Annotated in this window: 12 protein-coding genes; 9 read left to right on the top strand and 3 right to left on the bottom strand. The window is 62.7% G+C overall.

Translation table 11 applies throughout. The annotated features are described in order from the left end of the window. The first annotated feature begins 2 nt into the window (after positions 1-2). From ACFFJC_RS12340 to ACFFJC_RS12300, 9 genes are all read left to right on the top strand, one after another. Positions 3-527 carry an aromatic-ring-hydroxylating dioxygenase subunit beta gene (locus ACFFJC_RS12340; RefSeq protein WP_283406669.1) on the top strand — a complete coding sequence of 175 codons (525 nt, stop codon included), beginning with the start codon at positions 3-5 and terminating at the stop codon, positions 525-527. A 35-nt stretch (positions 528-562) separates the two neighbouring features. Further along, positions 563-1,660: an NAD(P)-dependent alcohol dehydrogenase gene (locus ACFFJC_RS12335; RefSeq protein ID WP_037508586.1), complete on the top strand. Its 1,098-nt coding sequence runs from the start codon at positions 563-565 to the stop codon at positions 1,658-1,660. A 106-nt stretch (positions 1,661-1,766) separates the two neighbouring features. Next, complete coding sequence (gene ppdK, locus ACFFJC_RS12330; protein ID WP_037508587.1) at positions 1,767-4,433, top strand: pyruvate, phosphate dikinase; 2,667 nt, start codon at positions 1,767-1,769, stop codon at positions 4,431-4,433. A gap of 51 nt (positions 4,434-4,484) precedes the next feature. After that, on the top strand, positions 4,485-5,447 hold the full coding sequence (locus tag ACFFJC_RS12325; RefSeq protein WP_037508588.1) for a dihydrodipicolinate synthase family protein: 963 nt from the start codon (positions 4,485-4,487) through the stop codon (positions 5,445-5,447). Between the two features lie 20 nt (positions 5,448-5,467). Next, positions 5,468-6,475, top strand: coding sequence for a ketopantoate reductase family protein (locus ACFFJC_RS12320; protein WP_037508591.1), 1,008 nt, complete (start codon positions 5,468-5,470; stop codon positions 6,473-6,475). Positions 6,476-6,497: 22 nt separating this feature from the next. After that, entirely contained in the window at positions 6,498-7,565 is a 1,068-nt protein-coding gene (locus tag ACFFJC_RS12315; RefSeq protein WP_037508594.1) for a tartrate dehydrogenase, read from the top strand. Beyond that, positions 7,562-8,926, top strand: a complete 1,365-nt coding sequence (locus ACFFJC_RS12310) for an LLM class flavin-dependent oxidoreductase (RefSeq protein WP_379487797.1) — start codon at positions 7,562-7,564, stop codon at positions 8,924-8,926. The genes ACFFJC_RS12315 and ACFFJC_RS12310 overlap by 4 nt, the downstream gene beginning before the upstream one ends. 54 nt (positions 8,927-8,980) lie before the next feature. Then, entirely contained in the window at positions 8,981-9,268 is a 288-nt protein-coding gene (locus ACFFJC_RS12305; protein ID WP_013834075.1) for a DUF1330 domain-containing protein, read from the top strand. A 26-nt stretch (positions 9,269-9,294) separates the two neighbouring features. Next, complete coding sequence (locus ACFFJC_RS12300; RefSeq protein ID WP_025551201.1) at positions 9,295-9,726, top strand: BphX family protein; 432 nt, start codon at positions 9,295-9,297, stop codon at positions 9,724-9,726. Between the two features lie 38 nt (positions 9,727-9,764). Here ACFFJC_RS12300 and ACFFJC_RS12295 read toward each other — a convergent pair whose 3' ends face one another. The 3 genes from ACFFJC_RS12295 to ACFFJC_RS12285 all read right to left on the bottom strand — a co-directional run. Then, positions 9,765-10,475 carry a recombinase family protein gene (locus ACFFJC_RS12295; RefSeq protein ID WP_240700498.1) on the bottom strand — a complete coding sequence of 237 codons (711 nt, stop codon included), beginning with the start codon at positions 10,473-10,475 and terminating at the stop codon, positions 9,765-9,767. Beyond that, positions 10,472-11,266 (bottom strand): hypothetical protein, encoded by a 795-nt coding sequence (locus tag ACFFJC_RS12290; RefSeq protein WP_080727004.1) that lies wholly within the window; start codon positions 11,264-11,266, stop codon positions 10,472-10,474. Before ACFFJC_RS12290 ends, ACFFJC_RS12295 begins: the two co-directional genes overlap by 4 nt. 142 nt (positions 11,267-11,408) lie before the next feature. Beyond that, a partial coding sequence (locus ACFFJC_RS12285) for a Tn3 family transposase (protein ID WP_379487796.1) occupies positions 11,409-12,230 on the bottom strand: 822 nt, incomplete at its 5' end.

The raw sequence follows: 12,230 nt of genomic DNA, 5'->3' as shown, positions 1-12,230 counted from the left end.
ATATGTCGTCTGAACAAGTTCCGGTGACGCCGGCCGTTCACTATGATATCGAAGCGCACTATCGCGCTGAGGTCAGAATGTTTCAAACCGGGCAGTACCGGGAATGGCTCCAGGGAATGGTCGCCGAAGACATCCATTACTGGATGCCAATCTATGAACAACGGCTCACCAGGGACCGGCGCCCCGACCCGACGCCTGACGATGCGGCAATCTACAACGACGATTTCGGAGAGCTCAAGCAGCGCGTCGAGCGGCTTTATTCAGGCCAGGTATGGATGGAGGATCCGCCGTCTAAGATACGGTACTTCGTTTCGAATGTTGAAGCATTCGAGGCCGGTAACGGCGAATTGGACGTTCTGTCGAACATCCTTGTGTACCGCAACCGCCGCCAGACGGAAGTGACGGTGCATACGTTGGGGCGCGAGGACAAGCTGCGTCGGGATGGTAACGGCTTCAAGGTCTTCCGGCGTAAGCTCATCCTCGATGCGAGAGTCACGCAAGACAAGAACCTGTATTTCTTTTGCTAATAACGCGCGATTGCCAAAAACCCGGGAGAATATGCATGGAAGCCTACGCCGCGATCATTGAACGCCAAGGCGGAGAATTCGTCCTCGATAACGTATCGATCGAAGACCCCCGCGATGGTGAGGTGCTCGTCAAGGTTGCGGCGGCGGGCATATGCCACACCGACCTGACCGTCCGCGACCAGTATTACCCGACCCCGCTGCCGGCCGTGCTCGGCCATGAAGGTTCCGGCGTCGTCGAAAAGGTCGGCCGTGGGGTTTCCACTGTCAAGCCGGGCGATAAGGTGGTTCTGTCGTTCAGCTATTGCGGCACCTGTCCGGCTTGCCTCAAGGGGCATCAGGCCTATTGCCCCAGCCTTTTCCCGCTCAATTTCATGGGCCGCCGGCTCGACGGATCGACCCCGATCACCCGCAACGGCGAGGACGTGAACGCCTGCTTCTTCGGTCAGTCCTCATTCGCGACCTATTCGATTGCGAGCGAGAACAATTGCGTCAAGGTTGCTGACGATGCCGAGATCGAATTGCTCGGCCCGCTGGGCTGCGGTATCCAGACAGGCGCGGGCGCAATCCTCAATTCGCTGCGGCCGGCTCCAGGTGCCTCGATTGCGATCTTCGGCGTCGGCTCGGTCGGTCTCAGCGCAGTGATGGCCGCCAAGTCATCGGGCTGTCTCAAGATCATTGCGGTCGATCGCAACCCGGCTCGGCTCGAAGTCGCGCGCGAACTTGGTGCAACCGATGTGATCGACGCGTCGACCACCAATGCCCAGGAAGCGATTGTCGCGATGACCGGCGGCGGTACCGATTTTGCGATGGACACGACCGCGATCCCGCAGGTGCTGCGTTCAGCGGTCGAAAGCACCCACAACATGGGGGAAACCGCAGTCGTGGGCGGCGCCAAGCTGGGCACCGAATTTTCGCTTGATATGAACAACATCCTGTTCGGTCGCAAGCTGCGCGGGGTAGTGGAAGGCTCCAGCACGCCGCAGGTGTTCATCCCGCAGCTGATCGCGATGCAGAAGGCCGGCCTGTTCCCATTCGAGAAGCTCTGCTCGTTCTACGATTTCGATCAGATCAACCAGGCTGTCGAAGACACCGAAAAAACTGGCAGCGCGATCAAGGCCATCCTCCGGATGTAAGGACCGTGTTCGCCAGCCGCCTTGCCGCCCGTGTGGCGGCAAGGCGCGGCATGCCCGGGGACATGTTTGGCAAGAGCGGCACATTCCCCGGGGAAACTAGCAGCAAATGAAAACCGTCTACACGTTCGGCCCCGGCATTGCCCATGATGACTCGCGCGCCCGCGACAAGGCGGTAGTGGGCGGCAAAGGCGCCAATCTCGGCGAGATGGCGCGGATCGGGTTGCCTGTCCCACCCGGCTTCACCATCACAACCGAAGAATGCCTTCATTTCCTGCGCGATCGCCACAGCCAGTCCGCGCGCCTCGATGGCGAAGTCAGGTCGGCGCTGACCCATATCGAGCGCACGGTGGGCAAGAGGTTCGGCGATCGGCACGATCCCTTGCTGGTATCGGTTCGTTCCGGCGCCCGGGTCTCGATGCCGGGCATGATGGACACGATCCTCAACCTGGGCCTCAACGACCAAACGGTGCGTGGCTTGGCTGCTTCGTCTGGCGACGAGCGGTTTGCCTGGGACAGCTATCGCCGCTTCGTCCAGATGTACGCAAGCGTTGTGCTCGGGATCGATCACGCGCGGTTCGAGGACGCGCTGGAAAAGGCCAAGGAAGATCGCGGCGTCTCGCAGGACGTGGACCTGAGCGCCACCGATCTTCGTGACTTGATCGGCGAGTTCTTCGGCATCGTCGAGGCCGAACGCGGCGCTCCCTTTCCGCAGGACGTCGACGAGCAGCTTGCTTCCGCAATCGCTGCTGTATTCGAATCCTGGGAATCCGATCGCGCCAAGGTCTATCGCCGCCTCAACGGCATCCCTGGCGAATGGGGAACGGCGGTCAACGTCCAGGCGATGGTATTCGGCAATCTCGGCGAAACCAGCGCGACGGGCGTCGCCTTCACCCGCAATCCGGCAACCGGGGACAAGGCCTATTACGGAGAATGGCTGGTCAACGCCCAGGGCGAGGATGTGGTCGCCGGGATCCGGACGCCGCAATATCTGACGCTCGCAGCCCGCACGGCCGCCGGCGCCAAGCTGCCGTCGATGGAAGAGGCGCTGCCCGCGGTCTTCACGGAGCTCGCCCGCCTGTTCGAGCTGCTCGAGCTGCACTATCAGGACATGCAGGACATCGAATTCACGGTCGAGCGCGGCAAGCTCTATATCCTGCAGACCCGCTCCGGAAAGCGCACGGCCAAAGCCGCGCTGAAGATCGCCGTCGATATGGTCGAGGAAGGCCTGATCGCCGAGGAAGCGGCGATCAGGCGGATCGATCCGGCCTCGCTCGATCAGCTTCTGCATCCCACGCTCGATCCCGACGCGCCACGGACCCTGCTGGGATCGGGGCTTCCGGCTTCGCCGGGGGCTGCATCGGGCGCGGTCGTGTTCGACGCCGATACGGCTGCGGTGCGCGCCGAACTGGGGGAAAACGTCATCCTGGTCCGGCAGGAAACTTCGCCGGACGACATCCATGGCATGCATGTCGCTCGCGGAATTCTGACTGCCAAGGGCGGCATGACCAGCCATGCGGCGGTCGTCGCGCGGGGCATGGGGCGCCCTTGCGTCTCGGGGGCGTCCAGCCTGTCGATCGATTACCAGGCGCGATCAGCGGAGATTGGTGGCGTGCACATCGCCGAAGGTGACCTGATCACTATCGATGGCAGCACCGGCGAGATTTTCCAGGGCGCCCTGCCAACCGTGATGCCTGAGCTTGACCGCGAATTTGCGACGGTGATGGCCTGGGCCGATCGGCATCGCCGCATGAATGTGCGCACCAATGCCGAAACCCCGGCCGATTGCGAAGTCGCCCGCCAGTTCGGAGCGGAAGGCATCGGTCTGTGCCGCACCGAACACATGTTTTTCGACGGCGAACGCATCAACTTCATGCGCCAGATGATCCTGGCCGCGAATGTGGCTGAGCGGCTCGTCGCGCTCGATCGGTTGTTGCCCGAACAGCGTAGCGATTTCGCCCGGATTTTCGAGATCATGCAGGGGCTTCCCGTCACGGTGCGGCTGCTCGATCCCCCACTCCATGAGTTTCTTCCCCATTCCGAATCGGAATTCACCGAGCTGTCCGCCGCCGTCGGCATCGGCGTGGATCAGCTCAGACGCCGGGCCGAGGAATTAGCCGAGTCCAATCCGATGCTCGGCCACCGCGGCTGCCGCCTGGGCGTGGTCTATCCGGAAATCTACGAGATGCAGGCCCGCGCAATCTTCGAAGCGGCCTGCGCGGTGAGCCGGGAGACCGGCCAACCGGTCGTGCCGGAAATCATGATCCCCCTCGTCGGCACGGCCCGCGAACTCGACATGCTCAAGCGGATTGTGATCGGGGTGTCGGAAGCGGTCTTCGCGGAGCAGGGATTGACGGTTGAATTCACCGTCGGGACCATGATCGAATTGCCCCGCGCCGCGCTGGTGGCGGACGAGATCGCCAAGGTTGGCGAGTTCTTCTCGTTCGGCACCAACGATCTTACCCAGACCACGCTGGGCATCAGCCGGGACGATGCCGGACGGTTTCTTGGCAGCTACATAGACAAGGGCATCTTTGCCACCGACCCATTCGTCAGCATCGATGTAGAAGGGGTCGGCAAGCTGATTGCGATGGCCGCCCGTCTGGGCCGCGAGGCCCGCCCCGACATCAAGCTGGGGATCTGCGGCGAACACGGCGGCGATCCGGCCTCGATCGCGTTCTGCGACAGGGTCGGCCTCGATTATGTCAGCGCTTCCCCGTTCCGAGTTCCCATAGCGCGCCTCGCCGCTGCCCAATCGGCACTGGCCGCTACCTAGCGCGGAACCCGGCCAAGAGCTTAACAAGTCAAAGGGTGGAGGAGAAGAACCATGGACTATGATCGCAAGGACGCCAAGAAATGGGCCACCGAGACAGTCCGGGGGTTTTACCAGTGTCCGATCACCCCGATGACCGCGGACCACAAGTTCGACATCGACGGGATCCGCTACAACATCGACAAATATGTCGAAATGGGCCTTGATGGCCTGGTTGTCGGCGGCTTCATTGCCGAATGCTGGAACGTCACTCCGTCCGAATGGATGCGCTATCACGAGATCGTCGCCGAGGCCAACGCCGGGCGGCTCGATCTTTGGACGATCATCCTCGACCCGTCGGTCCACCTCGCGCTCGAAAAGATGCAGTTCGTCGAGGAGCTGGGTTTCAACGGCGCCGAGGTCATCAATCCCGTCGTCCAGCTTCGCACCGACGACGAGATTTTCGCCTGGTTCAAGTATCTGACCGATCGCAGCAACATGGCGGTCTGCCTCTACCGCACGCCGGTTTCGGGCACGGTGCTGAGCTGGAACCTGATGCGCCGCCTGGCCGATCTCGAGACCGTGATCGGGGTCAAGCAGGGTGCGCTCAATCGCGCCGAGACGATCAAGATCCGCAGCCTGATGCCCGAAGGCTTCAACACCATGGAGCCGTTTGAGTATTTCTTCCTCGAAGACCTCCGGCTGGGCGGGACGGTGTGCTGGGGCGAACTGTCGTTCATGCTCTATGGCAAGAAGCGCCACCTCGCGCGCGACTACATCAACCTCGCCCACCAGGGCAAATGGGAAGAGGCCCGCACCAAGTGGGAAGGCCTGCACGACGTCCGCGAATATTACCATGACCAGTTTGTCTGGGATATCGCGCGCACCGCGACCTATGCTTCGGCGCTGGCGAACATCAAGGCGTGGTATGAGGCGATCGGCCTCAAGGCCGGCCCGATCCTGCCGCCGGTCGCGGACGTGACCCCGCAGAAGAAGGAAGAGATCAGGGCCAAGCTCATCGAGCTCGGCATCGCCTGATCGGACGCGGGACATCGGCAATGACCAGGCAACTGCACTTCTGCATCCACGGCGCAGGCGGACTTGGTTCCGTTATCGGCGGCTTCCTGGCCCGCGGCGGACACAAGGTAACGCTGATTGCGCGCAAACCCCATGTCGAGGCCATCCGCCAGGGTGGTCTGCAAATCGAAGGGGTGCGGGCGCAGTTCGTGCAGCGCGCCAACCTGTTCGCGGTCGAGACCCCGGCCGAGGTCGAGGGCGCGATCGACTATTACATCCTGCTGACCAAGGCGAAGGGCACCGATCAGGCGCTGGCCGATGCGGCGGTGCTGGTTGACCGGACAGCCTGCGCCCTCACCTTGCAGAACGGGGTTGGCAAGGAAGGCCGGCTGCAGGCCGCGTTCGGCAAGGACGAGGTGATTGGCGGGTCGATCATGGACGGCGCAACCCTGCTCGAACCCGGCCGGGCGCTCAACCACATGGCCGTCCCGGTAACCGCCTATTTCGGCGAACTAGGAGGCGGAGAAAGCGATCGCACCCGGACCATGGCCGAGGCGCTGGACTCAGCCGGGATGGGGTCCCGCTCGACTGCCGACATCACCCATGTCCATTGGGAAAAACTGGTCCAGGTCGGAAGTGCTTCATCGTGGAGCGCCAGCACCCTGGGCGGCATCAAAGAGCTCGATTTCATCGACGGTGTGGCGGTACGCGAAGGCGCGGCCCAGTATATCCTGATCGTCAAGGACCTGCTGGCGATCTACAAGGCGCTGGGGTACGAACCGCAAAATTTCTTCGCGCCCGTCTCACGGCTCGTCGAGATCAACGGAGAAAGCTTCGCGCTCGCCGGGGTGATGGCCATGGTCGGCCGGTTCAAGCCGGAGAATCGCCCGGTCCGGACCTCGATGCACGATGACCTGGTGGCAGGACGGCGCATGGAGGTTGACGAAATACTGGGACCGCTCGCCGAGGCCGCCGAACGCCTCGGCGTCGATGCACCGACATTCCTGGGGGCTTACCGGATCCTCAAGACCCTGAACACCTACCTTTGACCTTTCGGCACGGGAAACCCTTTTGAACCGCTATACCATAGCCAATATTCCCGGCGACGGCACCGGCCGCGAGGTTCTGCCCGCCGGGGTGCAGGTCTTGTCGGCGGTAGCGCAGCGATGTGGCTTTGCGCTCGAGTTTCGCGACTTCGACTGGAGCTGCGAAACCTATCTCGCCACCGGGAAAATGATGCCCGATGACGGGCTCACCCGGCTTGCCGATCATGACGCAATCTTCCTTGGCGCGGTCGGTTACCCGGGGGTGCCCGATCACGTCTCGCTGTGGGGCCTGCTGCTGCCGATCCGGCGCGAATTCGATCAATATGTCAATCTCCGGCCGGTGCGGTTGCTGCCCGGCATTCGCTCGCCGCTGCGCGAAAAGAGCACCGGCGATATCGACTTCTGGGTGGTGCGGGAAAATTCGGAAGGCGAATATTCCCAGATCGGCGGCCGCACCGGCACCGGCGAGGATGAAATCGTCATCCAGCAGGCAGTATTCACCCGCCGCGGCACCGACCGGATCCTGCGTTACGCCTTCGATTTCGCGCGCAAGCTTGGCCGGCCGCATGTCACCTCGGCCACCAAGTCGAACGGGCTCTACCATTCGATGCCGTTCTGGGACGAGCGTTTCGCGGCGATCGGCGCGGAATATCCCGGGATCGCCACCGACCAGTACCATATCGACATTCTGGCCGCCCGCTTCGTGATGTCACCCGAACGGTTCGACGTGGTGGTCGGATCCAATCTGTTCGGCGACATCCTGTCCGATCTCGGTCCCGGCGTAACCGGGACGATAGCGGTCGCGCCGTCGGCCAATCTCAATCCGTCGCGGCGCTATCCGTCGATGTTCGAACCGGTGCACGGATCGGCTCCGGACATTGCCGGCCAGGGCATTGCCAATCCGATCGGACAGATCTGGTCGGGGGCGATGATGCTCGACCATCTGGGAGAAGCGGAAGCCGCAGCGATGGTGCTGGCCGCGATCGAAGCGGTCCTGCGCGATCCGCAAGCAGTCCTGACCCCCGATCTGGGCGGCAACGGCAGTACAGCGGTCCTGACCCGCCAAATATTGGAAAAGCTGCAGGGAAGGTGATCCCCGGCAGTCTTCGCGAGCCTGAAGGAACGAAACGCATGAGCCTGCAACGTCAGCTTCACCTCGGCGCGTTCATGCGGCCGGTCAGCATCCATACCGGCGCCTGGCGCTACCCCGGGGCAATCCCGGATGCGAATTTCAACTTCGCCGCGATCCGGCAATTCGCGCGCAAGCTGGAAGCAGGCAAGTTCGACGCCTTTTTCATGGCTGATCATCTCGGGGTCCTGAACATGCCGGTCGAGGCGCTGCGGCGCAGCCACACCGTCACCTCGTTCGAACCCTTCACCCTGCTGTCGGCGCTGGCTGGCGCCACCGAACGGATCGGGCTGGTCGCCACTGCCTCCACCACCTTCGACGAACCCTTTCACGTCGCGCGCCGCTTTGCCTCGCTCGATCACCTCAGCGGCGGGCGGGCCGGCTGGAACGTCGTCACCACGTCCAACCCCGAGAGCGCCAAGAATTTCGGGTTCGAGGTGCAGCCCGATCATTCCGGCCGCTACGGGCGCGCCCGCGAATTCTACGACGTCGTGACTGGCCTGTGGGACAGCTTCGCGGAAGACGCCTTCGTCTGCGATGCGGAAAGCGGCATCTATTTCAATCCCGCGCGGATGCACGTCCTCGATCACAGAGGGCTGCATTTCTCGGTCCTCGGGCCGCTCAACATCGCCCGCCCCCCGCAGGGCTGGCCGGTCATCTTCCAGGCGGGGGCCTCGGACCCTGGACGCCAGCTTGCCGCCGAAACCGCCGAAGTCGTCTTTGCCGCTGGATCGAATCTTGCCGCCGCCAAGAGCTTTTATTCTGATGTGAAAGGGCGGATGATCCCGATCGGACGCAATCCCGATCATCTCAAGATCCTGCCCGCCGCGCTCGTCGTTGTCGGTGACACGGTCGAGCAGGCCAAGGCCAAGCGCGCTCACCTGGACAGCCTGGTTCACTATGAAAGCGGGATTCACTCGCTGTGCGGCATGCTCGATCATGATGTTTCGGGGTTCGACCCCGATGGCCCCCTCCCCGAAATACCCGATACCAACGCCAGCAAGACCTCTCGTGAAATGCTGGTCACGCAAGCCCGACAGTACAACCTCACCATCCGCCAGCTCGCCGCGAAAGCCGGCAGCTATGCCGGGCTCGCCTTCGTCGGCACTCCGGCTTCGATCGCCGACGAGATGGAGCAATGGCTGGAGGAGCGCGGTTCGGACGGGTTCGTCGTGATGTTCCCCTATCTGCCGGAGGGGCTCGACGATTTCGTCGATCGGGTCGTGCCCGAATTGCAGCGCCGGGGCATTTTCCGCAAGGACTACCAAGGCACGACCCTGCGCGATCATTTCGGGTTGCCGCGCCCCGGCAATCGATTCTTTTGACGCGGCGAACCGAAAGCCGCAGACCAGACCGCTAACGACACGGAGGGAACAACCATGGCCGCCTATTTCATCGCTTCCGTCACCTCGCACGACGATGGCTGGGTTGCGGACTACCAAGCCAATGTTCCGCCGATGGTTGCGCGGTTCGGCGGCGAACTGATCTGCCGCTCCAACCAGTTCGAACGCTTCGAAGGCGAAGGCGCGGCGCCGCACTATACGGTGATCATCCGCTTCCCTGCGATGGCGGATGTCCAAGCGTTCATGGCCTGCCCCGACTATGCGCCGTTCAAGGTTGCACGGATCGCCGGCGCAACGTCCGACATTTTCGCGGTCGCCGACTGACCGGCGCAGCCTTTGGAGATCGAACCATGCAAAGCCTGCGCATCTTCTTCATCGCCAGCGGAATCTGGTACCTGTGCAATCTGGTCCTGCTCTGGCCGCCGGTCTATGCAGGGGCCCTGTCCCTGATCTATCCGGGAATCGATCTGGGCCAGGGCCAGCCGGTGTTCGATCTGCTGCTCGATGCCTGGCTGATCGTCGGGATACAGCTGGCCGCGATCGGTATCGTCGCCCTGTGGGGCGCGCGGCAGCCGTGGAAATACATCGCGCTGGTCCCGGTGATCGTGCTAACCGAAGCGGTCGGCGCGGCATGGGACATCTACAGCCTGTTGTGCAGCGGCGAGGCGGAATGGGTCGTCTTCACAACGCTGGCGGCTCATGCTGTGATCGTACTCGGAGCCTGGTACACCTGGACTGCGGCGCACCGGGAAAAGGCGCAACAAGGCGCAGTGACCTCATAGATTGAAAAACGGCCAAGGCGAAGAACGGACGCGGAACGTTATGGAGTTCGCGCGGCGTCTTTGACGGCGAAGTTGTTGACGATGCGACTGATGGTGGCGCGATGGACGCGGAAGAGGCGGGCGATATCGGCTGTCGATCTGCCAGCGGTGAGCATGGTGATGACCTCGGTCTGTTGGTGGGGCGAGAGCTTGGGTTGTCGGCCGCCACTGCGCCCCTGGGCACGCGCCGAGCGCAGGCCAGCCTGCGTTCGTTCGCGCACCATGGCGCGCTCGAACTCGGCGAACGAGCCCAGCATTTGCATCATCATGCGACCGGATGCCGTTGTGCTGTCGATATTTTCGGTCAGCGAGCGGAATCCGGCGCCGGCCTTTTCGACGCGGTCGAGGATAAGCAGCAGATCTTTCAGCGACCGCGACAGCCGGTCAAGTTTCCAGGCTGCGAGAACATCACCGGGCTCGAGACGGTCGAGCAGTCGGTGGAGTTCCGGTCGATCCCAGCGGCCGCCCGAGGCATGTTCTTCGTAGAACCGGGTGCAGCCCGCGGCTTCGAGTGCTTCGATCTGCGGGGCGGTATCCTGGTCTTCGGCCTTGGACACGCGAGCATAGCCGAGCAGCTTGGGTGATGCTGCATTTATCTGTTGCTTTTGCATGTCGTTTGGCAACAGCTTTGTGCGACGAATAGCGCGTTGTTTTTGCTGGACCGGTCTGGATGCTGCGCAAACGACCGTTTGCGCGCGTTCGTTCCTCATGACTGGCATCCGCGATGTCGCGGCTTCAGCCCCGTGCTTCTTTCGGCCAGCCAGTCGATGGCGCCCGGGATGGCACGCCAGGCGGCGCCGTTTTCCTCGACATAAGCGGTCGCCTCATCCTCTCCGCCCATACTGATGTAGCCGTCGCGAGAAGGAACGAGGCGTTTGAGGCCGGCCAACATGGCAGGCACATGCGAGTTGCTCTCCCAGGCTTCCCGGACAATCGCCGGACCGCGCGGGTCCTGTTCGCGATAGGCTATCAGCGCCAGCGTGTAGGCCCAGGCGGCACTTCCATCTCCTTCATACTGGCGCAGTAGCACCTTCAGCCCAGCGAGATCGTCGCGCTGGAGCAAGGCGCTTGCCAGCAGGTAGCGGATGCCCTGATTGTCATTGGGATTGAGGATCAGCATCGCGCGATAATGGTCGATCGCCGCCTGCTGCTCGCCCGTGCGCCATAATGTCATCGCCAGTCCTGCTCGCGCCCGCATATAGGGTCTGGTCTGCAGGAACCCCCAGAAGTGGCCAGACAGTTCCTCGAATTCATTGCCGAGCGCGCGCTCGCCTGCCTCCACGCCTTGACGGTAAAGGGCTAGTGCGTCCGGTTGGGATCGCGCGTCTTCCTCCGCAAGCAGGACATAGGCGTCCGCGCATAGCGGAGAGATGTCGAGTGCGGCCCTGGCGAGAGCGACACGCGCGGCACCGCTCGCTTCCCACGCATCGTACATCATTTCCTGCGCATCATCGACGGCGCCGTTCGTATCGGCCTCCACGCGGCCGAACAGCCCGGCCATGAAACCTTCCATGGCACGGCGGTCGGGGAACACTTCGGAAGCTCGCTTGGCCGGGGTCGATATGGGCCTGTTCCGTGTCTTCCTGGTCTTTGGACGCCGGGGAGGTGGAGATGCTTTTTTTCATCGCAGAGGCCTTTGCGAATTATGCTGTCAGCGGCAGATCGAAGTCGATGCGCCGATCCAGATTGGCCTCGAAACGGCCATAAGGATTGATATGGGCGTGGATGGCCGGCGTCAGACCGCGATGGTCTTCGGCGGTCATCCGCTTCATCCAGGCGGGCTCGGTCAGAACCCGCTGCAGCATCCGCGTGTTCACGTAGACCAGGCAGTTCTGTAACAGATGGAGCGCCAGCACCGCCAGTTCCTGATCCTCCAGGCGATTGGCGGCAATCTCACCGCCCTTGCCGAAGAAGATGAAGCTGTGCGCGCCGTTCCAGTTTTCGACGACGTTGAGCCCGGCATGGATGTCGCGGCGCAGATCCTCCGAACCGATATAGCCGCACAGGAAGATCGTCTTGATGACCTTGCCGAGTTCGGCAAGCGCCGCATAGGTCGGGTGCTGGACAGCCGCGCTGGCAAAGCGGCGCAGAATCGCCTCGGGGTCGGCGGTGCGGTGTTTGAGCGCCGCGGTATATTTGATCATCTCGTCATACTGCCGCTCGATCAGTGGCCAGTTGATCTCACGCGCCAGGATCGGCGTGAGATTGCCGAGCGTTTCGCGCATCGCGGTTTCCGGCACATAAAGCTTCTGGCGGGCGATCGCCTTCAGGCGCGGCGCCAGCTCGAACCCGAGCAGGTGGCAAAAGGCGAACCCCACCTCGCTCTGGCCATGACTGTCGACATAATGACGCTGGATCTCCTGGTCGGTGCAATGGCGCAGCACGCCTTCGATCATCGCGCTGACCTCGGAGGAAGAACAGCGTTTGAGCTGCGAGTAGATGCAGGTCGCCTGGCGCTCCATGTG

This window comes from Novosphingobium soli, from assembly GCF_042432915.1.
Lineage (GTDB): Bacteria > Pseudomonadota > Alphaproteobacteria > Sphingomonadales > Sphingomonadaceae > Novosphingobium > Novosphingobium soli.
This window is presented reverse-complemented; position numbering and strand designations above follow the sequence as displayed.

Coding starts and splice junctions, on each gene's coding strand:
- ACFFJC_RS12340 (WP_283406669.1), top strand. CDS start 3: ATGTCGTCTGAACAAGTTCCGGTGACGCCGGCCGTTCACTATGATATC.
- ACFFJC_RS12335 (WP_037508586.1), top strand. CDS start 563: ATGGAAGCCTACGCCGCGATCATTGAACGCCAAGGCGGAGAATTCGTC.
- ppdK (WP_037508587.1), top strand. CDS start 1,767: ATGAAAACCGTCTACACGTTCGGCCCCGGCATTGCCCATGATGACTCG.
- ACFFJC_RS12325 (WP_037508588.1), top strand. CDS start 4,485: ATGGACTATGATCGCAAGGACGCCAAGAAATGGGCCACCGAGACAGTC.
- ACFFJC_RS12320 (WP_037508591.1), top strand. CDS start 5,468: ATGACCAGGCAACTGCACTTCTGCATCCACGGCGCAGGCGGACTTGGT.
- ACFFJC_RS12305 (WP_013834075.1), top strand. CDS start 8,981: ATGGCCGCCTATTTCATCGCTTCCGTCACCTCGCACGACGATGGCTGG.
- ACFFJC_RS12300 (WP_025551201.1), top strand. CDS start 9,295: ATGCAAAGCCTGCGCATCTTCTTCATCGCCAGCGGAATCTGGTACCTG.
- ACFFJC_RS12295 (WP_240700498.1), bottom strand. CDS start 10,475: ATGAGGAACGAACGCGCGCAAACGGTCGTTTGCGCAGCATCCAGACCG.
- ACFFJC_RS12290 (WP_080727004.1), bottom strand. CDS start 11,266: ATGGCCGGGCTGTTCGGCCGCGTGGAGGCCGATACGAACGGCGCCGTC.